This window comes from Anaeromyxobacter sp. SG66 (assembly GCF_022690805.1).
Lineage (GTDB): Bacteria > Myxococcota > Myxococcia > Myxococcales > Anaeromyxobacteraceae > Anaeromyxobacter > Anaeromyxobacter soli.
The window spans coordinates 17,101-38,501 of record NZ_JALCZC010000012.1 but is presented as its reverse complement, the minus strand read 5'-3'; the positions used below and the strand labels follow the sequence as shown (position 1 = coordinate 38,501).

Sequence of the window (21,401 nt, the reverse complement as noted above, 5' to 3'; positions counted from 1 at the left end):
ATGTCGATCGGCTTCCTCGTCGTCCTGTCGCTGGCGCTCGGGGTCGCCGCGTGGCTGTTCTTCATCTGGACGGTGAGGAGCGGGCAGTACGACGATCCCGAGGGGCCGAAGTACCGGATGCTCGACGACGACGAAGGAGAGAGGCCGCCGCCGTCCGAGGGCGGGGAGGCGCCGCGGCCGCCCCCCGGAGGCGGCGGCGGGTAGGGTCGCGCGGGCGAAACGCCCTCACGGGCGGCGTCGGGCGGCCGCGCCGAGCGCGCGGCCCGTCACGCCCTGCGGCTCGGCGGCGCGCGGCGCGAGCTCCGCGAGGACCGGCCGGTGGTCGGATCCGCCGCTGTCGTCGAGCGTCTCGGCCCGGATCGCGACGAGCGCCTCCGAGAAGAAGATGTGGTCGATGCGCACGAGCGGCACGGCGGGGACCGCGCCGAACGGGAGCCAGACGCGCGCCGGATACGTGAAGCCGAACCCGAACCCGCGATCGTCGTGGGCGCTGTGGAGCGCGCGCGTCACCATGCCGTAGAGCTGGGAGCGGTCCGGCGCGTTGAAGTCTCCTCCCAGGATCACGGGCCCCGTCTCCCGGAGCACGTCCTCCTGCAGGAGCGCCTCGATCTGCGAGTAACGGTCATGCCATCCGCCGCGGCGCAGCGGGTGGACGTTGTAGATGGCGATGGGACCCGCCGGGGAGCGCAGCACCGCTCGTTGCGCCTTGCCCTTCGTCCTCATGCTGCCGGACGCCTCCACGGGGTACCGGCTCACGATCCCTTGCAGGAGCTGCGGGTCGTACGCGACGTGGACCTCCGCGCCGCCGCGCGCCTCCCGGAGCGCCTCGACGACCCCCGCGAAGATCTTCGGCCGGATCTCCTGAACGAGGAGGAGATCCGGGCGCTGTCGATCGATGGCGCGCGCGATCCGCTGCACGTCCAGGTTCCTCGACCAGGTGTTGTAGCTCATCACCCGGAGGGAGAAGCCGGAGGGTGCCGGAGGGGCGGGCTTCGATCGGAACAGCGGCGCATGGGCGGCGGTGATGATGGCGATCGAGGCGCCCGCCACGGCCGCGAGGGCCCGGTGGTGCGTGAGCCACGCGGCGGCGGCGCCGGGTACGAGGACGGCAAGCAGCCACGGCATCACGTAGCCGGTGTAGCGGGTGACGAGGAACGCGTCGCCGAACGCGGGGCGCAGGGCGAGCCCGGCGAGGACGGTCGAGCCGAGGAGCCACCCTGCCATGACGAGGACCGGACGCATCTCGGCGCGTGAGGCCATCATCCGTCAGGGCTGCGGGGTGTCCACGCCGGACGATGGCGAGCGCGCCGGGAGCGCAGGGGCCGCGTCGGGACCCGCGGGGCGCCCGGAGACGCGCGCGACCTTCGGGAACGCCGTCTCGAGCCAGAGGAACTTGTGGATCGTGACGCGCGGAAGCTCCCGGTAGCCGAGGAGGCGATGAACCCACAGCGCCGGCAGGTTGCCGGCGTCGTAGTAGCCGTACGCCCTGCGCACGCCCGCGGCGCGGAGGTGGTGGAGCGCGCGCGACATGAAGTAGGTGGCCATGCCGCCGCCGCGCTCGTCCGCGGCGAGGTGCATGTCGAACATGTAGACGTCGTCCTCGCCGAGGTCTATCCCGAACCACCGGAGGTGCGGGTGGATCCCGCGCGTCCGGGCCGTGCGCCGGCCCACGTACCAGTAGTCGGCGATCACCTTCCTCCCGCGCGTCATCACGAGGGTCCGGTAGCCGCGCTCGAGGTAGCGCTTCACGCGCGCGCCGCGGCTTTCCTCCGGGTGGTCCAGCGCGAAGCGGTCCACGTTCTCCGGGCCGATCTCGAAGAGCTCGAGCCCGGGGCCGGGCGGCGCAGCGACGGGCTTCAGGGCGGAGAGGTCCTTCTCGATCGGGACCGCCTCCTCGCTGCGATGGAGCGCGAACCGGCAGGCCGCGGCGAGGCCGTGGTCGCGCGCGTACTCGCGGAACTGGAGGTACCGGAACCGCCAGGCGCTGGTCATTTCCGTTCGTCTTCCGGCGGGACGCGCGCGAGGACCTCCGTGCGGTCGCGCTGTGAGGGGCCGAGCGAGGCGTGCCGTGCGACCGGGAGCGAGGGGGCCATGGTCGTTCCCGAGGAGCGGCGAGCGCGTCAGTGGTGGCGGGCCACGAAGGACGCGATCGCCTCCACCGAAGAGAAGTTCTCGGGGAGAATCTCGCTCTCCCGGACCCGGATCGCGAAGGTCGACTCCAGGAAGCCGATGAGGTGCATGATCCCCATCGAGTCGATGACACCCCCGGTGATGAGGTCGTCCCGATCTCCGATCTGGAGGTGCTCGGAGGCCTTCATGAGCTCCCCCGTGATGAAGCCTCGGACCGCGTGACGCACCTCGCCTCCCGTCATCCGATTCTCCTCTTCATGCTCATTGCGTCGCCTCCGCGCCGGAGGCCGTGACTCCACCCTCGAGCCCGCCACGGGCGCGTGGAGCGGATGTTTGTTTCCGTCTCGCGTCCACGCCCGGCAAGCCCCCACTGCGGACGGTGCGCTTCGGGGCGCGGATGGCGCAGGCGCGGACCCGCCGGGGCCCGGCGGGCGCGCGTCGTCGCTGCCAGGTCGCTGCGGCGTCCCCTCGCACCACCCCCGCATCGTCGGAGCTCGTCGGCGTTCTTCCGCCTGGCCGCCGCCCCGCACCGCGAGCGCCTTCTCGGCACGGGCTCCACGGATGAGGGAGCAGCGGGTCGTCAACTCACCGGTACCACGAGCGAATTCCTGAGTGCGCATGCACTCAGGGGTTCGTTTGTACCCGTACGATAAGTTTACGGCTATGACATTCAGATCAGGTCATTTGCCAAAATCCTGAGCAATCTCCGCCATATTCGTACCTACTACCCTTTCGCGCCTACACGGCTGCCGTGGTCTCTACGGCCCCAGGACCACGGAGCAAGCAGCCGTGGAAAGCCCTGCTGGGTCTGCAGCTGAGCCGCCAAGAGGGATGAAAGGGAACGCCCGAATGCACAAGTTCTTCGCCGGACACGCTGCCTTGCTGACACTCGCTGGACTGCTCGCTCTCGTCGCCTGCGGCGGCGGGGATACGTCGTCACAGCCAGTGACGGCGACCCCGTCGGAGGTGTCCTTCGGCGAGGTGGACGTGGCTGGCGACGCGGCGCAGACGGTCACGCTCACCAACACCTCCGCCGCTCCGCTCACGATCACCGACGTGACCCCCACCGGGAAGTGGGCCATCACCTCCGGTCGGGCGCTGCCGGTGACGCTCGCCCCGGGCGAGCAGACGAGCCTGTTCGTGGAGCTCGCCCCCGTGACGTCGGGTGACGTCGCCGGCGCGATCTCTGTGAGCAGCTCCGCCCAGACCGGCTCGACCACGCTCGTCCGGTTCAACGGAAGGGGCGTGAAGTACGCGAACCAGCTGGACGCGGCACCGGGTGCGCTCGCGTTCCCGGACGTGCCGGTCGGGGCGATCGCCCAGCAGGTCGTCACGGTGACCAACTCCTCGAGCCGCCCCGCCCAGGTCACGAGCATCTCGGTGCTCGGCCGGGACGTCACCGCCAGCGGGCTCACGCTGCCCGCCACCATCGCGGCGGGGGAGAGCGCCACCCTCACGGTCGCGTTCGCCCCGAGCATCGCGGGCGCGGTGGCTGGCAGCGTGTCCATCAACGGCACCCAGCCGCGTCCGCTCGCCGTCGTGGAGTTCAGCGGGAACGGGCTGTCCCCGGCCGTGTCGCTCGGCACGACGCCGACCGCCCTGGACTTCCGGGACGTGACGATCGGGAGCTACAGCGCGCAGAGCGTCACGCTCACGAACCCCTCCAGCGCGCCGGTGACCGTGTCCGAGGTCGCGACGACCGGGACGGGGTTCACGGCTTCCAGCGGAAGCCTGCCCACCACCCTCGCGCCCGGCGCCGCTGCGACGGTGACGGTGAGGTTCACGCCCACCGCCAGCGGGCCGTCGAGCGGCAGGCTCGTCGTGAAGAGCGCGACCCAGGCGGATCCGCTCGCCGCCGTCGACTTCGCGGGCACCGGCGTCCCCGCCGCGAGCATCACGAGCGTGACGGTACGTGATACCGCCGTGGCCGCGGGGCAGACGGTTCAGCTCGTCGCCGACGTGGTCGTGGTCGGGACCATCGATCGCTCGGTCCGGTGGGCCGTGGAGAGCGGCTCCCTCGGCACGGTGGACGCCCAGACCGGCGTCTACACCGCGCCCGCGACCGGCGGCACGTACCGGGTCTCGGCGACGAGCGTCGCCGACCCGACCCGGAAGGCCACCGGCTCCGTGACGGTGTCCGCGCCGGTGGTCGCCCCGACGCCCGCGCCGTCCGGCCCGACGACCCCCGCGGACCCGAGCCTGCGGACCGTGGCGCAGTGGGAGAGCCTGTTCCTGCAGAGCTGGGACAGCGAGAACGTGAACACGTACCTCCCGCTGAGCACCTCGGGGAACAGCTGGAAGTACTACAACCTCGCGTACGGCATCGACGGCCTGACCGCGATGTTCGAGGCGACGGGGAACACGAAGTACCTCGATCGCGCGCTCCTCTACATCCACAACGTCATCGCCAGCGCCGTCCCCTCCTCGTCCCTGCCGAACAGCCAGTTCAAGGACGGCTACCTGGGCTGGGGGGCGTGGGATCACCCGTACGACACGAGCCTGGTCGGCGGCGAGTACCCGCTCACGGAGAGCTACTGCTTCAGGTACGTGACGAAGCTGCTCCGGGTCATGCGCAACAACCCGGCGGTCTACGCGGATCCCGGCTACCGGAAGACCTACGACGACGTCCTCGCGTTCACGAAGAAGAACATCTTCGAGAAGTGGGCAACCCGCGGTTCGGAGAACCTGTACCGCAGCAGGACCCACATGGCGTCCCACTGGGCGTTCATCGCGGCGGATCTCTGGGTGCTCAGCTCGGATCCCGCCGAGCGCGCGACGTACCGGACCGTGGTGGACAACGTCAACCTCCACCTGCCCAACTACTCCTCGTCGCTGCGGCAGCAGATGAAGCCCGCCGCCGGAGACCCGGGCGCGTACTTCTGGAGCGACGTCTGGGGCTCCAGCGCCGCCCCCGGGCAGGACGTCAGCCACGGCAACAACGTCATCGCCTACATCGTGGAGGCGCACGACCTCGGCATCGAGTGGACCGACGCCGACGTTCACGCGCTGTCGAAGACGCTCCTCGACCACATCTGGATCTCCACCTCGACCGGCTACCAGTACGGGCAGTACGTGGACGGCAGCGGCGCGGGGAACGGCTGGTTCAACGACGGCTTCTGCAAGCTCGGCCGCTACGACGTCGCCGTCCAGAAGCGGCTCGAGTCGCATCCGGTCGGGCAGGGCATGCAGCTCTACGGGAACGCGGCGCTGAACGCGAAGATCCTCAACGGTCGGTAGCGGCTCGCGGGTCGTCCTCGATCCGCGATGAGGGCCTCCAGCGGCTCCGGTCGCTGGAGGCCCTCGCGCGTTCAGGTCTGGGCGGCGCTCTCGTGCGGCCGGCGGCCGGCTCGCGGCGTGCCGACCAGCTCCTTCATCGACTCGAGATACCGCGCCGCGAGCGCCTGGCGAGCGGCGTTCGCCTCGACCCAGGCTCGCCCGTTGCGCCCCATCTCCGCGCACGCCACGGGATCGTCGGCGAGCCGCCGGATCGCCTCGGCGATCGCCCGCCCGTCCTCCGGGGGAACGAAGACCCCGGCGCGCGCGTCCGTGCACACCATCGCGCGCGCCACGCCGTCGATGGCGAGGAGCGTCGGGCGAGCACAGGCCATGTAGTCGAAGACCTTGTTCGGGTAGACGGTGCGGAAGGTCGGGTTGTCCTGCAGCACCGCGGCGCCGACGTCGCAGGCGTTGACGAACTCGGGCATGCGCGCCTTCGGCTGCTCTCCGCAGAAGACGATGTTCGTCAGGCCCTTCTCGCGAGCCGCGCGCTCGTGCCTGGCGCGCTCGGTGCCGTCTCCGACGGTCGCGATGAGGATGTCGGGGCGGTCCCGCAGCCGCTCCGCCGCGTCGACGAGCTGGCCGAGGGCGTTGGCCCTGCCGTGGGCGCCGGCGTACATGACGACGAAGCGATCGCCCCAGCCCTGCTCGCGGCGCACCGCATTCTCCCGGGGGCCCGGCCAGAACTGGTCGAGATCGGCGCCGTTCGGGACGCAGATGATCTTCTCGGCCGGGGCGAGGCCGCGGCGCAGGAGATCGTCGCGGAAGGCGGGGGTGAGCACGTTGATGCGGTCCGCCACCCGGCACGACCAGCGCTCGAGACGGTAGAGGAGGCGCGTCAAGACGGCCTTCTCGCGGAGCACGCCCGTCGTGACCGCGCTCTCGGGCCAGAGATCGCGGATCTCGAAGATGAGCCGCGCGCCGCGCGCCCTGGCTGCGAGCCAGCCCGGCACCGCCACCACGATCGGCGGCGAGGTGGCGATGACCACGTCGGGGCTTCCGGCGCGGAGCGCCGCCGTCGCGGCGGAGAACATGAAGGCGAAGAACCCCCACGCGCGCCCGAGATAGCCCTTGCCGTAGAGCTCCGGGACGTAGCAGCGCCAGACGTCGACCTTGCCGTCCCGCTCGCGGGTGTTCCAGCGCCCCTTGTACTGCTCGGGCACCTTGCCGGTGGAGTGCTGGATCGTCCCGGCCACGACCGTCACGTGGTGACCGGCCTCGGACCAGAGCCGCGAGAGCTCGTTGAAGCGCGACCCGCAGGCGCGCCCGGGCATGCCGTAGTACTGGTGGATGACGAGGATCCTCACGTTCCCCTCCCGTGCCTCACGCCGGCAGCCAGCCGGGGCGGCTCGCCCGGCCCGTCCGTCTCTCCGGCTCGTGTCCACGCGAGGCTCGCGATCACGCGGGCGATCCGTTCGCTCGCCTTCCCGTCCCAGAGGGCCGGGACGCGGCCCGGCCGGCTCCCTCCGTCGAGCGCGCGTGACGCCGCGGCGGCGATCGCCCCCGGGTCGGTGCCCACGAGCTCGTTCGTCCCCTCGGTGACGGTGATCGGGCGCTCGGTGTTCTCGCGGAGCGTGAGGCAGGGGATGCCCAGCGCCGTCGTCTCCTCCTGGAGACCGCCCGAGTCGGTGAGGACGAGCCTCGCCTGCGAGGTGAGCCCCAGGAAGTCGAGATAACCGAGCGGCTCGCAGAGGTGCAGTCCGCGCAGCGCCTCGACCCGCCCGCCGAGGCCGAACTCCTGGAGCCGGGCGCGCGTGCGCGGATGCACGGGGAACACGACGGGGAGCCGCCGCTGGACCTCCTCCAGGGCGTCGAAGATGCCCCGGAGCACCTCCGGATCGTCCACGTTCGAGGGCCGGTGGAGCGTCAGGACCGCGTAGTCGCCGGCCCGGACCCCCGCCCTCGAGAGCGCGCGCGTCTCGCGCGCCCTCGGCAGGTGCTCGAGCAACGAGTCGATCATCACGTTCCCGACGCGAAAGATCCGGGCCGGATCGACGCCCTCGTTCCGCAGGTTCTCGTCGCCGTCGGCCGAGGGCGTGAAGAGGACGTCGCAGAGGCGGTCGGTGACGATCCGGTTCACCTCCTCCGGCATCTCCAGGTCGAAGGACCGGAGCCCCGCCTCGACGTGCGCGCACGGGATGCGCAGCTTGGCGCAGTCGATCGCGCACGCCATCGTGGAGTTGACGTCGCCGGCGACCACGACGAGGTCGGGCCGCTCGTCCACGCACACGCGCTCGAACGCCACCATGACCCTCGCGGTCTGCTCCGCGTGCGAGCCCGAGCCCACTCCGAGGTGGAGGTCGGGCTCGGGGAGCCCCAGGTCGGAGAAGAACACGTCCGACATCGCCGCGTCGTAGTGCTGGCCGGTGTGGACGAGCCGCTGATCGGCGAACCCCGCGCCGGCGATCGCCCGCATCACGGGCGCGATCTTCATGAAGTTCGGCCGCGCCCCGACGACGTGCAGGATCTTTCTTCGTTCGCGCATGGTCCTCATCTCTACGCCGCGTCCGATCACGGACCGGCTCGGGAGGCGAGCTCCGCCCGGAGTGATGGCGGCCCGGCGGCGACCGGGGCCGCCGCCGGCGGCTGGACGCTGGACAGCAGGAGGAACGCGAACAGCGCCCGGCTGTCGAACAGGTCGCCGCTGAACTGCGCCGCGACGAGCATGAAGGCGAACCCCGCGAGCGCGGAGCCGTCCGGCCGGCGCTCCCCCCGGAGGGAGGCGACGGCGCCCGCCCCGAACGTCAGCGAGAGCAGCGCCACGCCGAGGATCCCGGCCTCGCAGAACGCCTCCAGGAACAGGTTGTGGGGGTACACCCCGAGCCGCCGCCCGGAGAACGCGGCGAGCCCGTCGCCGAACACCGGCTCCTTGAGCGCGAGCTGGTAGGCGGAGCGGTAGAGCCGGGTCCGTCCGGACGTGTACTGCTCCTGCAGCAGCAGCTGGTTGACGCGGCGCTCGTAGGTCTCGAGCGCCGCCGCGCCGATGGGCGAGTAGGTGGCGGTGATCGCGAACACCACCGCGGCGAGCACGAAGCCGGGCACGAGGCGCCTCGCGTTCCGCAGCTCCGACACGAGGAACACGCCGACCCCGAGGACGAGCGCGATGAGCCCCCCGCGTGAGCCGCTCAGCATCACGAGCACGAGCGAGATCGCGGCGATCGGCATGAACAGCCAGGAGCGGCCGTGGCGCCTCCAGAAGAACAGCGCCGCCAGCGCGAGGTAGCCCATGAGCCGCGCGAAGGAGTTCGGCCCGCCGCCCATCACGGACAGGCGCTCCCCGACCGCGCCAGAGGTGACGAGACGCACCAGCGCGACCGTCGCCAGGAGCCCGGCCACCGCCAGCACGCCCGCCCACATCCAGCGCAGCACCCGCCCCGAGTCGTCGCTCCAGAGCGCCCGGGCGAGGCCGAAGGTGGCCGCCGCGACGAGCACGACCTCGTACAGCTTGACGGCGGCGAGCGCGGGGTCCGGAGCCCACGCGGCCGTGGCCACCCAGTACGTGAAGAACACGAAGAGGGCCGGGACGGTCAGCCCTCCGCGGCCGCGCGCCCCCGCCGACGGCTGGGCCTTCGCCATGAGCGACACGCACACGAGCAGCAGCACCACCCAGAAGCGAACCTCGGTGTAGAACGGGTGCTCCGTGGCGGCGTCGCCGAGGCGGGAGAGCGTCCAGCGACCGACGAGCAGGTACACCGCGGTGAGCACGCCGCACGCGGCGGCAGCGAGCCTCGAGGTGCCAGGCGTGCCCGTCATGCCGCCGACCGGAGGTCCCGCAGCGCGACGCGGGTCGCCCAGGCGTTCCCCGCCACCTGGACGGCGGCCCCGCAGCACATCGCGACCGCCGCGCCCATGTTGCCGTGGCGCGGCACCAGCACGGCGCAGGCGAGCGCCGACACGATCGCGCTGGCGGCCAGGATGAGCGGCTGGATCCGGAGCGCGCGCAGCGCGGTCATGGCGTACTGGAGCAGCACGGCCGCGTAGCCCATGACGGCGGCGAGGATGAGGACGAGCAGCACGTACGCCTGCGTGGCGTACTCCGGGCGGTAGAGCGCCGCGAGCAGGGGCCGGCCCAGGAGCGCGACGACCGCGAGCGCGACGGCGCCGACGCCCGAGACGAGCCCGATCATCCGCAGGAGGAGGCGACGGAAGCGCCGCCCCTCGCCGCTCGCGTGGTACGACGCCAGCCGGGGGCTCGCGGACTCGCCGAGGGCCGTCATGAAGCGCGCCCCGATGATCATGAGGTACCCGGCCGCCGCGAAGAAGCCGAGCTCTCGCGCCCCGAGCAGCCGCTCGACGAAGAGGCGCGGGATGTTCGTCAGGAGCGACGACAGGAGCGCGGCGAACCCGAGCGGCAGCGCCATCCGGGAGAGCGTGCGCAACGCCGGCCACCGCCAGCGGGCGCGCAGCGGGCCGCCGTGCACGGCCCTCGCGAGCCGGTTGGCCTGGGGGATGTCGTAGAGCACCAGCACGGCGATCCAGGCGGCGGCCACGCCGACCACGGCCCACGTCAGGGACCGTCCGAAGCGGAGGCCGGCCGCGAGCCCGGCGAGCGACGACAGCCCCTTCACCATGTGGGAGCGGGAGATGAGGCTCATCCGCTCGTGGCGCTGCATGAACCCGAAGTACACGTCGCTCAGGGACTCCGCGCTCTTGGCCGCGGCGACGGTCACGATCGCGATCCCGGTGGCGCCGGGGTACACGACCACCGCCAGCGTCACGAGCAGCGCGACCGCCAGGGACAGCGAGAGCAGGCGGAGGGCGAGGTAGTCGCCGAAGCCGTAGGCCTCGCGCGCGTCGGTCGCCTGCACGCCGCGCAGGTTCAGGTTCGCGGCCATGATCACGGGGGCGGTCACCGCGAAGGCCAGCGCGAACTGGCCGACCATCTCGGGCGTCCCGAGCTTCGCGATCACGATCAGCATCGCCCACTGGCAGCCGCCGTAGACGCCGTTGCCGGCGAGGGTCCACAGCACGTTTCGCCGGAGGCTCATGCGGGCCCGGGGCACCGCCACGGCGGGCGCGGCCTGCTCCGGGGGGAGGGCGACGACGTGCGGTGCCGGCCGCCCGGACTCCGGCGCGTCCCGGCGCTCGACCGAGCGAGTGCCCGAGGTCATGCGCGTGTCCCCGGGGCTCGGGTCACGCTCGGTGCATGGGGAGCGCGTCCGCCGGGGGGCGTGCTGCCCGGCGTGCCGGAGACGAGCCGGGCGTGGATGGAGACGGGCGGCATGGGTCCTCGCGGCTGGCCCGAACTCGACGAGACCGCACCGCCGACGATCTGGGCGCGGCAGGCGAACGGCAATGAGCGCGAATGGGGCGGCGAGGAGGCGAGCTCGAGCGGGGCGACCGCTTCGGGCGGATCGCGCGCGGAAGCCCGGCCGCCGCGGAGCGCCGCTGGGCCGCGGTCCGCGGTCCGGTCCCATGATGGCTCGTGTAAGGGGAGGGCTCCGGCAATACCGTCAAGTGCCGCGCAAGGGAACGCCGGGTGGAACAGGGCTCGCGCCCTCGCCTCCAGCGGCCGGTTCACCACGGCAGGGAGCCCGTCCTGAACGTGAGCAGGGGCATCGCGCTGAAGGTGAAGCGGGCGCTCGACGTCTGCGGAGCCGGGGTGGGGCTCGTGCTCGCCTCGCCGGTCCTCGCGGTCGCCGGAGCCGCGATCCTCGTCACGCAGGGGCGCCCCATCCTGTTCCGTCAGGCTCGGCCGGGGCTCGGCGGCGCGCCCTTCACGATCTACAAGCTCCGGACGATGCGCCCTCCGCGCGCGGACGAGGTCTGGTACCAGACGGACGCGCAGCGGGTGACCCGCCTCGGACGCTTCCTGCGCGCCACCAGCCTGGACGAGCTCCCCGAGTTCTGGAACGTCCTCCGAGGCGAGATGAGCCTCGTGGGGCCCAGGCCCCTGCTCGTCGAGTACCTGGACCAGTACACGCCGGACGAGCGGCGCCGGCACGACGTGCGCCCGGGGGTCACGGGGTGGGCGGCCGTCAACGGCCGCCATGCGCTCAAGTTCAAGGAGCGGCTCGCGCTCGACGTCTGGTACGTCGACCACTGGAGCCTCCGGCTCGACCTCCGGATCCTCGCGCTGACGGTGTATCAGGTGCTGCGCCGCTCGGACGTCCACGAGACTCAGGACATCGCCGAGATCGGGTTCCCGCTCCCAGGAACGGTCCGCACGAGCGGCGCTCCCGCGGGCGGCGAGCCCGCCGCCGCGCGCGCGCAGCCCGGGATGCAGGCGGGCGGGCGCAGCGCCCCGGGCGCGGAAGGTGGCCGCGGGTGAGGTTCCGGGTCCTCGACGCAGCAGACGCGGGCGACGTCGCCGCCTGGCTCGCGATCTGGAGCGCCTGGCCGGCCAAGGAGGTCGTGACTCGCCCCGAATACGCGCAGCTGTTCGCGCGGCCCGGGGATCGCGCCGTGTGCGTGGTGGGGGAGGACGAGGGTGGCGCCATCCTGTTCCCGCTCATCCTCCGGCCGCTCGCCCTCGAGCCCTGGGCGCGCCGGGGGGAGCTGCGCCGGGACGCGATCACGCCCTATGGCTACGGGGGGCCCTTCGTGTGCGGCGGCGGAGTGCGGGATCAGGCCGCGTTCTGGGCCGCGTACGGAGAGTGGTGCCGCGACGAGCGGATCGTCACGACCTTCGCCCGCCTGTCGCTGTTCGCGGAGCAGCTCGCCCCCATGCCGGGTCGGGTCGAGGTGAGATCGCAGAACGTGGTCGTGCGCCTCGACGGCGGCAGCGAGGGCCTGTGGCGCAACTACGAGTCGAAGGTGCGCAAGTGGGTGCGGCTCGCGGAGGCCGCCGGCGTGACGGTCGAGGTCGACCGCGACGGCAGCGGGCTCGACGCGTTCTTCGAGGTGTACACGCACACCATGCAGCGGCGGCGCGCGGACGAGTTCTACTTCTTCCCTCGGTCGTTCTTCGAGTCGATCGTGACGCGGCTCGGCGGCCGCTTCGTCTTCTTCCACGCGCGCGCCGGGGGGAAGGTGGTCTCCTCGGACCTCGTGCTCTGCGCGGACGAGCACGTGTACTACTTCCTCGGCGGCACGCTCGAGGAGGCGTTCGCGCTCGGACCGAGCTACCTCGTCAAGCACCGGATCGCCGAGTGGTCGATGGGCGAGGGGAAGCGCCGGTACGTGCTCGGCGGCGGGCACGAGCCGGACGACGGGCTGTACCGGTACAAGCGGGCCTTCGACCGGCGCGGAGCGGTGCCTTTTCGCGTCGCCGCGCTCGTCCACGACGAGGTCGCCTGCCGCGAGCTCGCCGACGCTCGCGCGGCGCACGCCTCACGCGAGGGGAAGCCCTGGCGCCCGAGGACCGGCTTCTTCCCTGCGTACCGCGCCTGACGCGCACGGAGAGGCGAAGAGGGTTCGCGCCCACCGGCACGACTTCCGGGCGCTGGCGAGGTGGAAGGTGGTCGACATGCCAGCTTCGTCGTCGCTCGACAGAGTCCGCCTGGTCGTGTCCAGCCTGGGGTTCACCGTCCCGCTGGTGTACCTGCTGAAGCGCGTCGCCTATCAGGATCACTTCTATCATCTGAGAGCGCCGATGGGACGCCTTCGCTTCCCTCGGCTGCGCTCCGACATTCGCTGCGAGCTGGCGACCGAGGCGGACCTCGACGAGATCGTGAGAGGTCTCGGAGCGCTCGACCTGGCCTCCCGCAAGGAGGTCGTCGCCCGCGTCCTCTTCCATCGGGCCGGGTTCTCCAGCTGCTACATCGGGCGGAGCCCGCAGAACGAGCTCGTCTCGATGCAGTGGTTGCTCCGCCCGCAGGACAACGCGCTGCTGGAGCGGCAGCGCCGGCGCCTCTACTACCCGCTGCGGAGCGACGAGGCCATGGTCGAGAACATCTTCATCTTCCCCCGGTTCAGGGGGCTGTCGGTGTTCCCCACCGTGAACCACTTCGTGCTCGACCTCGCGAAGCGCGAGGGGTTCCGCGCCTGCAACGCCTACATCCGCAAGGACAACGTCCCGTCGCTCAACGCGTTCATGGGGCTGGGCTTCCAGATCCAGAAGCTGCTCACGGGCTACAACCTGGCGGGGCTCTCGTGGAGGAACCTGTGAGCGTGCCGGCTGTTCGAACGGTGGCTGCGCCCCCGCCCCTGCCCGCCGGGTCCCGTGCGCCGCCGCGAGCGGCTTCGCCGCTTCCGCGGCGTCCCTCACGCCGCTGAGACGTCCCCGCTCGTGAACGACGTCGGGCCGTTCGCCTGCCGCTTCCGCGCGACGAAGGAGGCGATCCGCTCGATGGACTCGAGGTTGTCGGGCGTCGTCTCGTCGTCGCGGACGCGGATGCCGAACTCCTCCTCGACGAAGGCGATGATCTCGAGCACCCCGGTGGAGTCCACCAATCCGCTCGTGACCAGGAGGGCGTCGTCGGCGAGCTCCGCCGGATCGCTCACGTAGAAGTTCTCGAGGATGAACGCCCTGATGCGTTGCTGGACCGTCACCTCACACCCCCGCTGCCATGCCCGATCCGGGCCGGCCGCACGCTCCGGACAACCTGTCGACGAACGTCCGGAACTCCACCCCCGGCGCCCGCGAAGGCACCTGCCGGATGAGTTGCTCATGGAGCAGCGCCGTCGAAAGCACGCCGACGAGGGCCATGTTGTCGAAATTGGAGAGCTGCCCGCCGGCCGCCGACGCCTGGCACTTGCGCCACAGGCGCGCGACCGCGCCGCGATCGAAGACGCCGGCGTCCCCGACTGCCCGCTCGCTCGTCAGGTCCTCGATCCAGCCCGGAGCGCCGGGGCCCACGAAGGCCTGCGCGTCGGGAGCGCGATAGGGCTGCTTGGATCGCTCGACGACTCCGTCCGGGACGAGGCCTCGCGCGACACGCTTCAGGACGTGCTTCTCGTCGAGGCCGCGCAGCTTGAACGCGTCGGGCAGCCCGTTCGCGAGCTCCACCACGTGGGCGTCGAGGAACGGGAACCGGCCCTCGATCGAGTGGGCCATGAGCATCCGGTCGCCCTGCGACGAGAGCAGGTAGCCGGAGAGGAGGGTCCGCGCCTCCAGATATTGATCCTGGGCCAGGGAAGACCAGCGGGGGAACTCGGCGGGAACCGAGGCGAGCAGCCGCTCCACGACGTCCACGCGCCGCAGCCGATCTCGCAGCTCGGCGCTGAAGAGCCGCTGCAGGGCCGCCGCGCTCTGCCAGCGCGGCTGGTGCGCGAAGCCGGGTGTGTCCCACTGGGCTCGCCCGCGCCCGAAGAACTCTCGGGCAAGGGTTCGCTGCGAGACCGGTGAACGGACCAGGTAGGGGTAGAGCCGCTCGAGCAGGCGCGGGCGCAGCGCCGACTCGGGCTGGCGACCCCAGAAGCGCCGGATCTTTCCCTCCCGGAAGAGGTCGTACCCGGCGAACATCTCGTCGGCGCCCTCGCCGGTCAGGACCACCTTGATGCCCGCCTCTCGCACCTGCCGCGAGAGCAGGAAGAGCGGCGCCGGACCGGTGCGGAGCAGCGGACGCTCCGCGTGCGCGACCACCGCGGGGAACGCCGCGCGGATGTCCTCGCGGCTGACGACGAGCTCGTGGTGCTCGCTCTCGAGGCGCTCCGCGACGGCGCGCTGGTAGGGCGTCTCGTCGAACTCGAGATCCTCGAACCGCACCGAGAACGTGCAGAACCTCCCGCCGCTCACGCGGCGTCCCAGCGCGGCGACGAGCGAGCTGTCGAGGCCGCCGGAGAGGTAGCTCCCCACCGGCACGTCGGCGCGCAGCATGCGCAGGCGCACGGCGTCCTCGAGCGCCGCGCGGACGCGCTCCGCGGCCTCGCCGGGCGAGCTCGCCGGCGCGGCCCCCTCGGCGTAGCGGGGCGTCCAGAACGCCCGGTCCACCGTGCCCCGCCGCGAGATCCTGCGCACGTGACCCGGCTCGAGCTCCGTGACCCCCTGGAACACGGACTGGGGGGGCACCACGGTCCAGAAGGTGAACGTCTCGGCGAGGCCCACGGGGTCGAACGCGCGCGTGAGCGCGGGAGCGCCGGCGAAGATCGCCTTCACCTCGCTCGCGAACCACAGCCGGCCGCCGTGCTCGCACAGGTACAGCGGGCGGACCCCGAGCCGGTCGCGGGCGAGGATCAGCGTCTCCTCCGCCGAGTCCCAGAGCGCGATGGCGAACTGTCCGTTGAAGCGCTCGAAGGCCTGCTCGGCCCACGACTCGTACGCGTGGACGATGACCTCCGTGTCGCTCCGGGTCCGGAAGCGGTGCCCCAGCGCCTCGAGCTCCGCGCGCAGCTCGACGTAGTTGAAGATCTCTCCGTTGAACGTCACCCACAGCGATCCGTCCTCGTTGCAGAGCGGCTGCTGCCCGGTGAGGAGATCGATGACCGAGAGCCGCGCGTGGCCCAGGCCCGCGTGCGCGTCCCGATACAGGCCGAACTCGTCCGGCCCGCGATGGCGCAGGGCGGAGACCATGGCCGTGAGCTCGTCGAGCGACTGCGGAGGCAGGCCTTCGCGCAGCGCCACGAAGCCGGCGATCCCGCACATCCCTACGGCCCCCGGCGGTCGTCCGCGAGCAGCGGAGCCTGGTGCAGGTACCGGCTCGCCCGGCGCTTCGCCTCGATGTCCCGGTAGACCCGCTCCACCTGCTCGGCGGTGAGCCCGGTGACGGCGCCGACCTCCGCGGGCGCCGTGCCGTGGTCGTGCGCCCAGAGGCACAGATCCATGTCGGCGTAAGGCAACGCGAAGTAGAACTCCTCCTGGGTCTGGGCGAGGGAGAAGGTGTCCGTGGTGGGCGGTCGGCTGCGGACCTCCGCCGGCACCCCGAGGTGCTCGGCGAGCGCGTAGACCTGGGTCTTGTACAGGTGCGCGATGGGCTTCAGGTCGGCGGCGCCGTCCCCCTGCTTCACGAAGAAGCCCTGGTCGTACTCCAGGCGATTCGGGGTGCCCACCACCGCGAAGTTCAGGCGATCCGCGTGGTAGTACTCCACCATCGCGCGCACCCGCTGCTTGAAGTTCGTGGCGGCCACGAGCTGCAGGTAGGCGGCGGGCGGCATCCGCGAGCTCCGCTGCATCCCGCGCGGGTCCGCGACCGTCAGCGTCGTGACGTTGAGGCGATCGCCCTCGAGCAGGGAAGGCAGCGTGAGCTTGCACTGCCATCCGGGCCCGTACTCGGGGTAGACGGCCCGGATCGCCTCGAGCTGCCGCTCGTAGCAGCCGAGCGCCTCCAGGGCGGGGCCGACGTCCTCGACGACGTGGCGGATCCCCAGGCGGTCCGCCACCATCGCGCCGAGCCTGAGGGCGTCGCCCGAGGAGTCGCGCTCCGGCATCAGCAGCCCGACCACGCGATCCGGGCCGAGGGCGCGCGTGCACAGCGTCGCCACCACGGAGCTGTCGACCCCGCCCGACAGGCCCACGACGGCGCCCCGCCGGCGCAGCGACCCGAGGACCTGCTCCCGCAGGGTCGTCTGGATCTGCTCGGCGACACCGGCAGGGTCGATCCGCAGCACGTCTCGCGAGAACATCGTGCGGTCGAGAATAATCACGACGGGTTCGGCGACATGTCCCGGGCATCGGGGGAATGCGATCGCAATCCTGGGGCGCGCGGCGCGATGTCCCCGAGCGCCTCGGGCGAGCACGGGACTCCTCGCGAGGCGTGCACGCGAGCCGTTCCGGTGCACACGTTGGGACGCGTACGTACGCGGCGCGCGACGCGCTCGCGTCCGCGACGGAGGCCCGGTGGAATCCTCGCTCCTGCACGAGTGGCTCTTCTCGCACGCCGAGCGCCAGCCCGACGCGCCGGCGATCGCCACCCCCGCGGTGCGCCTCACCTACGGCGACCTCGCTGCGCGCGTGCGGGCCCTCGCGGGTCACCTCGCGGCGAACGGCGTCGGGCCGCACGATCGGGTCGTCCTCGCGCTGCCCAACACCCCCGCCACGGTCGTCGCGGGGCTCGCGGTGAACATGCTCGGCGGGACGTGCGTCGAGGTGAACCGGGAGTTCGGCGCCGAGGTGCTCTCGGGCGTAGTGGCGCAGAGCCGTGCCCGGCACGCGGTCGTCTGGGGCCGCGACGCGCGCCTCTGGGGGCAGGTGCTCGCGCAGGGACGGCTCGAGCACCTCTGGGTGCTGCAGGGCGACGCGACCCGAACGGTTCCGGACGGGCTGCGCGGCGCGCCGGTGTCCCTCGTCCTCGAGGACGGCAGCGTCGAGCCCGCGCCGTCGCCGCCGCGGGCCGAGCCGCGCGCCGACTGGCCCGCGCTCATCCTCTACACCTCGGGCAGCACGGGGAGGCCACGCGGGGTCGTGCAGACGTTCCGGAACGTCGACGCGAACACCCGCTCGATCGTGCAGTACCTCCGGCTGTGCGCCGACGATCGCGCGCTGCTCGTCCTGCCGCTCTACTACTGCTACGGCCGCAGCGTGCTGCAGACGCACCTGTTCGCGGGCGGCTCGGTGTTCCTCGACAATCGCTTCGCCTTCCCGCGCGTGGTCCTGGAGTCCCTCGCGTCGGAGGGGTGCACGGGGTTCGCCGGCGTCCCGCTCACGTTCGAGATCGTCCGCAGGCAGGTGGACGTCTCGTCCATGGCGTTCCCGCGGCTGCGCTACCTCACGCAGGCCGGGGGCGCCATGGCGCCCGACACGATCGCCTGGGTGCGCGAGGCCTTTCGACCCGCGGAGCTGTTCGTCATGTACGGCCAGACGGAGGCGACGGCGCGGCTCGCCTACCTCCCGCCCGACCGCGCGGAGGAGAAGAAGGGCTCCATCGGCGTCCCCATCCCCGGCGTCGAGCTCCGCGTCGTGGACGACGCGGGCCGCGAGCTGCCGCCTGGAGCGGTGGGCCACCTCGTGGCGCGCGGCGACAACGTGACCCAGGGCTACCTCGACGAGCCCGCCGAGACCGCGGCCATCCTCCGCGACGGGTGGCTCTGGACGGGTGACCTCGCGCTGCGCGACGCCGACGGCTTCCTCTTCCACCAGGGGCGCTCGAAGGAGATCCTCAAGATCGGCGGTCACCGGGTGAGCCCCGTGGAGATCGAGCACGTCATCGCGACCCACCCCGCGGTCGCGGAGGCGGCCGTCATCGGCGTGAAGCAGGACCTGATGGGCGAGGTCGCCGCTGCGTTCGTCGTCGGTCGCCCCGGCAACACGCCCAGCGAGGCGGACCTGCGCCGGCACTGCCGCGAGCAGCTGCCGCCTTACAAGGTCCCCGCCACGTTCACGTGGGTGGAGGCGTTGCCTCGGAACGAGGCGGGCAAGCTCCTGCGGACGGAGCTCGCCGCGCGCCACGCCGCGGGCTGAGGGCGGGGTCGCGCGACGGGGGAGGGCGAGCGGATGACGCGGACGTACCTGTCGGTGCCGCACATGGGACGCAGCGAGGAGCGCTACGTGCGCGAGGCGTTCGCCTCGAACTGGCTCTCCACCGTCGGCCCGAACCTCGACGCCTTCGAGCGCGCGTTCGCGGAGCGCATCGGGCGGCCCGCGGTGGCGCTCGCGAGCGGCACCGCCGCCATGCACCTCGGCCTGCGGCTCCTCGGGGTCGCGCCCGGCGACGAGGTGCTCGTCTCGGACTTCACGTTCGTCGCGAGCGTGAACCCCATCCGCTACCTCGGCGCCACGCCCGTGTTCGTGGACAGCGATCCCGCGACCTGGATGATGAGCCCGGCGCTCCTCGCCGAGGCGCTCGAGGACCGCGCCCGCCGAGGGAGGCCGCCGCGGGCGGTCGTGGTGGTCCACCTCTACGGCCAGTGCGCCGACCTCGCGCCGATCCTGGAGGCGTGCCGCGCGCACGGCGTGCCGCTGCTCGAGGACGCCGCCGAGGCGCTCGGGGCGACGTACCACGGGGCGCCCGCGGGGTCGTTCGGCGACGTCGCCGCGTTCTCGTTCAACGGGAACAAGATCATCACCACGACGGGCGGCGGGATGCTCGTCGCCGCGCGACGGGACTGGGTCGACCGCGCGCGGTTCTGGTCCACGCAGGCGCGCGAGCCGGGCGCCGCGTACCACCACACGGAGGTGGGCCACAACTACCGGCTCTCGAACGTGCTGGCGGGGATCGGTCGAGGCCAGCTCGAGGTGCTCGACGAGCGGGTGGCCCAGCGCCGCGCCGTCGCGTTCCGCTACCGCGACGCCTTCGCGGATCTGCCCGGCATCGGGCTCATGCCGCAGGCGCCGTACGGCCTGCACACGAACTGGCTCTCCTGCTTCCTCGTCGCGCCGCGCGCGTTCGGCGCCTCCCGGGACGACCTGCTGCGTGCCCTCGAGGCGCGGGACATCGAGGCACGGCCGCTCTGGAAGCCGATGCACCTCCAGCCCCTCTACCGTACGTGCGAGCGGTACGGCGGCGAGGTCGCCGCCGCGCTGTTCGAGCACGGGCTGTGCCTGCCGAGCTCGAGCAGCCTCTCGCGCCAGGAGCAGGACCGGGTCGTCGAGGTCGTCCGCTCGGTCGCACGCCCCACCCTCGGTCAACACGAGACCCCCTGGGGCGCCTTCGCGTGAGGTGCGTCGTGCCCAGCTTCGCTCCGCCGCCGAGCGGCCTAGAGGAGGCTTCCATGCAACAGCTCCGGGAACGGATCCGATCGCGCACCGCGGTCGTGGGCGTGATCGGCCAGGGGTACGTCGGGCTGCCGCTCGCGCTCGTCTTCCGCGAGGCGGGCTTCCCGGTGATCGGGCTCGACGTCGACTCGGCCAAGGTCGAGGCGCTCTCCCGCGGCGAGTGCTACATCCGCCACATCGGCCCGGAGCGCGTCCGCGCGGCCGTGGCGAGCGGCGGGTTCACCCCCACGACCGACTTCGGCCGGCTCGCCGACTGCGACGCCATCCTCATCTGCGTGCCCACCCCGCTCGGCCGCCACCGCGAGCCGGACAACTCGTTCATCCACGCGACGGCCCGGCAGATCGCGCCCAGGCTCCGGCGGGGACAGCTCGTCGTGCTCGAGTCGACCACCTACCCAGGCACCACCGACGAGGAGGTGCGTCCGATCCTGGAGGAGAGCGGCCTCCGCACCCCCGAGGACTTCCTGCTCGCCTTCTCGCCCGAGCGGGAGGACCCGGGCCGGAGCGACTTCACCACGAAGACCATCCCGAAGGTCGTCGGCGGCGTGAACCCCGCGTCCACGGAGATCGCGGCGGCGCTGTACGCGGGGGCGCTGGATCGGGTGGTCCCGGTGCGGGGCGCGCGCGTGGCGGAGTCCACGAAGCTCCTGGAGAACGTCTTCCGGTCGGTGAACATCGCGCTCGTGAACGAGCTGAAGGTCATCTTCGAGCACATGGGCATCGACGTGTGGGAGGTGATCCGGGCCGCGTCCACCAAGCCCTTCGGCTACATGCCCTTCCACCCGGGCCCGGGGCTGGGCGGCCACTGCATCCCCCTCGATCCGTTCTACCTCGCGTGGAAGGCGGCCGAGCACGGTGAGTGGGCGCGGTTCATCGAGCTCGCCGGGGAGATCAACTCGCGCATGCCGCGGTACGTGGTGGAGCGGATCGCGGAGGCCCTGAACGAGGACGGGAAGGCGCTCCGGGGCTCCGCCGTGCTCGTCCTCGGGCTCGCCTACAAGGCGAACATCGACGACGATCGCGAGTCCCCCTCGTACGAGATCCTGGAGCTGCTCCAGGAGCGCGGCGCGCGCGTGGCGTACTGCGATCCGCACTTCCCCACGGCGCGCAAGGTGCGGAAGCACGATCTCGGGCTCCGCTCGGTCCGGTGCGACGCGGCGACGTTCGCGAGCCACGACGCGGTCGTGGTCTCGACCGCGCACGACGTGTTCAAGGACCCCGCGCTCTACGAGGGGGTGCGCCTCGTCGTGGACACCCGGAACGCCGTCGCGCCGCTGTTCACGGGGCGCGAGGGCCCGCGCATCGTACGCGCGTGAGGACCGACGTCCACGCGCCGCCGGATGGGCCCGGACGCCCTCGCCTCCACGGGCGGGCCGCGTGCGCGCTCCTCGATCGCGAGCCTTCCCGGGGATCCGAGCAGGCGGGCATCCACCGAGCGTGCATGTGGTTCGTGGGACGCGCCCGCGTGGGCTTGCGTTCACTCACCGCGCGCGCCATCGCGCGGGAAACGAACGCTTCACCGCCG

18 protein-coding genes are annotated in these 21,401 nt (G+C 72.2%); 8 read left to right on the top strand and 10 right to left on the bottom strand.

Translation table 11 applies throughout. The features are described 5' to 3' along the window. Complete coding sequence (ccoS, locus tag MNZ39_RS05955) at nucleotides 1-204, top strand: cbb3-type cytochrome oxidase assembly protein CcoS (RefSeq protein WP_242335984.1); 204 nt, start codon at nucleotides 1-3, stop codon at nucleotides 202-204. A gap of 21 nt (nucleotides 205-225) precedes the next feature. Here ccoS and MNZ39_RS05950 read toward each other — a convergent pair whose 3' ends face one another. The 3 genes from MNZ39_RS05950 to MNZ39_RS05940 form a co-directional block, all read right to left on the bottom strand. Further along, on the bottom strand, nucleotides 226-1,260 hold the full coding sequence (locus tag MNZ39_RS05950; protein WP_242335981.1) for an endonuclease/exonuclease/phosphatase family protein: 1,035 nt from the start codon (nucleotides 1,258-1,260) through the stop codon (nucleotides 226-228). Nucleotides 1,261-1,266: 6 nt separating this feature from the next. After that, nucleotides 1,267-1,992 carry a GNAT family N-acetyltransferase gene (locus tag MNZ39_RS05945; protein WP_242335978.1) on the bottom strand — a complete coding sequence of 242 codons (726 nt, stop codon included), beginning with the start codon at nucleotides 1,990-1,992 and terminating at the stop codon, nucleotides 1,267-1,269. A gap of 128 nt (nucleotides 1,993-2,120) precedes the next feature. Continuing rightward, the gene (locus tag MNZ39_RS05940) at nucleotides 2,121-2,372 is read right to left on the bottom strand and encodes an acyl carrier protein (protein WP_242335975.1); all 252 of its coding nucleotides are present in this window, start codon (nucleotides 2,370-2,372) and stop codon (nucleotides 2,121-2,123) included. Between the two features lie 703 nt (nucleotides 2,373-3,075). On the opposite strand from MNZ39_RS05940, the gene MNZ39_RS05935 reads away from it, so the two are divergent. After that, a complete protein-coding gene (locus MNZ39_RS05935) occupies nucleotides 3,076-5,367 on the top strand; it encodes a choice-of-anchor D domain-containing protein (protein WP_242335972.1) in 2,292 nt (763 codons plus the stop codon). A 71-nt stretch (nucleotides 5,368-5,438) separates the two neighbouring features. Here MNZ39_RS05935 and MNZ39_RS05930 read toward each other — a convergent pair whose 3' ends face one another. The 4 genes from MNZ39_RS05930 to MNZ39_RS05915 are packed head-to-tail and all read right to left on the bottom strand — an operon-like array spanning nucleotide 5,439 to nucleotide 10,517. Further along, on the bottom strand, nucleotides 5,439-6,713 hold the full coding sequence (locus MNZ39_RS05930; protein ID WP_242335969.1) for a glycosyltransferase family 4 protein: 1,275 nt from the start codon (nucleotides 6,711-6,713) through the stop codon (nucleotides 5,439-5,441). Continuing rightward, the gene (gene wecB, locus MNZ39_RS05925; RefSeq protein ID WP_242335966.1) at nucleotides 6,710-7,891 is read right to left on the bottom strand and encodes a non-hydrolyzing UDP-N-acetylglucosamine 2-epimerase; all 1,182 of its coding nucleotides are present in this window, start codon (nucleotides 7,889-7,891) and stop codon (nucleotides 6,710-6,712) included. The genes MNZ39_RS05930 and wecB overlap by 4 nt, the downstream gene beginning before the upstream one ends. Nucleotides 7,892-7,917: 26 nt before the next feature. Beyond that, entirely contained in the window at nucleotides 7,918-9,159 is a 1,242-nt protein-coding gene (locus tag MNZ39_RS05920; RefSeq protein ID WP_242335963.1) for an O-antigen ligase, read from the bottom strand. Further along, a complete protein-coding gene (locus MNZ39_RS05915; protein ID WP_242335960.1) occupies nucleotides 9,156-10,517 on the bottom strand; it encodes a lipopolysaccharide biosynthesis protein in 1,362 nt (453 codons plus the stop codon). Before MNZ39_RS05915 ends, MNZ39_RS05920 begins: the two co-directional genes overlap by 4 nt. A 434-nt stretch (nucleotides 10,518-10,951) precedes the next feature. On the opposite strand from MNZ39_RS05915, the gene MNZ39_RS05910 reads away from it, so the two are divergent. The 3 genes from MNZ39_RS05910 (at nucleotide 10,952) to MNZ39_RS05900 (ending at nucleotide 13,456) form a co-directional block, all read left to right on the top strand. Beyond that, nucleotides 10,952-11,677 carry a sugar transferase gene (locus MNZ39_RS05910; RefSeq protein ID WP_308197186.1) on the top strand — a complete coding sequence of 242 codons (726 nt, stop codon included), beginning with the start codon at nucleotides 10,952-10,954 and terminating at the stop codon, nucleotides 11,675-11,677. Next, nucleotides 11,674-12,738, top strand: a complete 1,065-nt coding sequence (locus MNZ39_RS24825; RefSeq protein ID WP_242335957.1) for a GNAT family N-acetyltransferase — start codon at nucleotides 11,674-11,676, stop codon at nucleotides 12,736-12,738. The genes MNZ39_RS05910 and MNZ39_RS24825 overlap by 4 nt, the downstream gene beginning before the upstream one ends. A gap of 76 nt (nucleotides 12,739-12,814) precedes the next feature. Then, on the top strand, nucleotides 12,815-13,456 hold the full coding sequence (locus MNZ39_RS05900; protein WP_242335954.1) for a hypothetical protein: 642 nt from the start codon (nucleotides 12,815-12,817) through the stop codon (nucleotides 13,454-13,456). Nucleotides 13,457-13,551: 95 nt separating this feature from the next. On the opposite strand, the gene MNZ39_RS05895 is transcribed toward MNZ39_RS05900, so the two are convergent. The 3 genes from MNZ39_RS05895 to nadE are packed head-to-tail and all read right to left on the bottom strand — an operon-like array spanning nucleotide 13,552 to nucleotide 16,848. Next, on the bottom strand, nucleotides 13,552-13,839 hold the full coding sequence (locus MNZ39_RS05895; protein ID WP_242335952.1) for an acyl carrier protein: 288 nt from the start codon (nucleotides 13,837-13,839) through the stop codon (nucleotides 13,552-13,554). A 1-nt stretch (nucleotide 13,840) separates the two neighbouring features. Then, a complete protein-coding gene (gene asnB / locus MNZ39_RS05890; RefSeq protein WP_242335949.1) occupies nucleotides 13,841-15,871 on the bottom strand; it encodes an asparagine synthase (glutamine-hydrolyzing) in 2,031 nt (676 codons plus the stop codon). A gap of 2 nt (nucleotides 15,872-15,873) precedes the next feature. Continuing rightward, nucleotides 15,874-16,848: an NAD(+) synthase gene (gene nadE / locus MNZ39_RS05885; RefSeq protein ID WP_242335946.1), complete on the bottom strand. Its 975-nt coding sequence runs from the start codon at nucleotides 16,846-16,848 to the stop codon at nucleotides 15,874-15,876. A gap of 214 nt (nucleotides 16,849-17,062) precedes the next feature. Between nadE and MNZ39_RS05880 the strand changes: the two genes are divergently transcribed. Genes MNZ39_RS05880 through MNZ39_RS05870 form a run of 3 tightly spaced genes read left to right on the top strand, consistent with a single transcriptional unit; the run spans nucleotide 17,063 to nucleotide 21,192 of the window. Beyond that, the gene (locus MNZ39_RS05880) at nucleotides 17,063-18,622 is read left to right on the top strand and encodes a class I adenylate-forming enzyme family protein (RefSeq protein WP_242335943.1); all 1,560 of its coding nucleotides are present in this window, start codon (nucleotides 17,063-17,065) and stop codon (nucleotides 18,620-18,622) included. A 33-nt stretch (nucleotides 18,623-18,655) separates the two neighbouring features. Beyond that, nucleotides 18,656-19,819: a DegT/DnrJ/EryC1/StrS aminotransferase family protein gene (locus MNZ39_RS05875; protein WP_242335940.1), complete on the top strand. Its 1,164-nt coding sequence runs from the start codon at nucleotides 18,656-18,658 to the stop codon at nucleotides 19,817-19,819. 53 nt (nucleotides 19,820-19,872) lie between these two features. Further along, a complete protein-coding gene (locus tag MNZ39_RS05870) occupies nucleotides 19,873-21,192 on the top strand; it encodes a nucleotide sugar dehydrogenase (protein ID WP_242335936.1) in 1,320 nt (439 codons plus the stop codon). The last annotated feature ends 209 nt before the right edge of the window (nucleotides 21,193-21,401 follow it).

What these genes read in the sequence shown, in the direction of transcription:
- MNZ39_RS05950 (WP_242335981.1), bottom strand. Translation starts at nt 1,260, where the DNA reads ATGGCCTCACGCGCCGAGATGCGTCCGGTCCTCGTCATGGCAGGGTGG.
- MNZ39_RS05900 (WP_242335954.1), top strand. Translation starts at nt 12,815, where the DNA reads ATGCCAGCTTCGTCGTCGCTCGACAGAGTCCGCCTGGTCGTGTCCAGC.
- wecB (WP_242335966.1), bottom strand. Translation starts at nt 7,891, where the DNA reads ATGCGCGAACGAAGAAAGATCCTGCACGTCGTCGGGGCGCGGCCGAAC.
- MNZ39_RS05915 (WP_242335960.1), bottom strand. Translation starts at nt 10,517, where the DNA reads ATGACCTCGGGCACTCGCTCGGTCGAGCGCCGGGACGCGCCGGAGTCC.
- MNZ39_RS05870 (WP_242335936.1), top strand. Translation starts at nt 19,873, where the DNA reads ATGCAACAGCTCCGGGAACGGATCCGATCGCGCACCGCGGTCGTGGGC.
- nadE (WP_242335946.1), bottom strand. Translation starts at nt 16,848, where the DNA reads ATGTTCTCGCGAGACGTGCTGCGGATCGACCCTGCCGGTGTCGCCGAG.
- ccoS (WP_242335984.1), top strand. Translation starts at nt 1, where the DNA reads ATGTCGATCGGCTTCCTCGTCGTCCTGTCGCTGGCGCTCGGGGTCGCC.
- MNZ39_RS05920 (WP_242335963.1), bottom strand. Translation starts at nt 9,159, where the DNA reads ATGACGGGCACGCCTGGCACCTCGAGGCTCGCTGCCGCCGCGTGCGGC.
- asnB (WP_242335949.1), bottom strand. Translation starts at nt 15,871, where the DNA reads ATGTGCGGGATCGCCGGCTTCGTGGCGCTGCGCGAAGGCCTGCCTCCG.
- MNZ39_RS05940 (WP_242335975.1), bottom strand. Translation starts at nt 2,372, where the DNA reads ATGACGGGAGGCGAGGTGCGTCACGCGGTCCGAGGCTTCATCACGGGG.
- MNZ39_RS05945 (WP_242335978.1), bottom strand. Translation starts at nt 1,992, where the DNA reads ATGACCAGCGCCTGGCGGTTCCGGTACCTCCAGTTCCGCGAGTACGCG.
- MNZ39_RS05875 (WP_242335940.1), top strand. Translation starts at nt 18,656, where the DNA reads ATGACGCGGACGTACCTGTCGGTGCCGCACATGGGACGCAGCGAGGAG.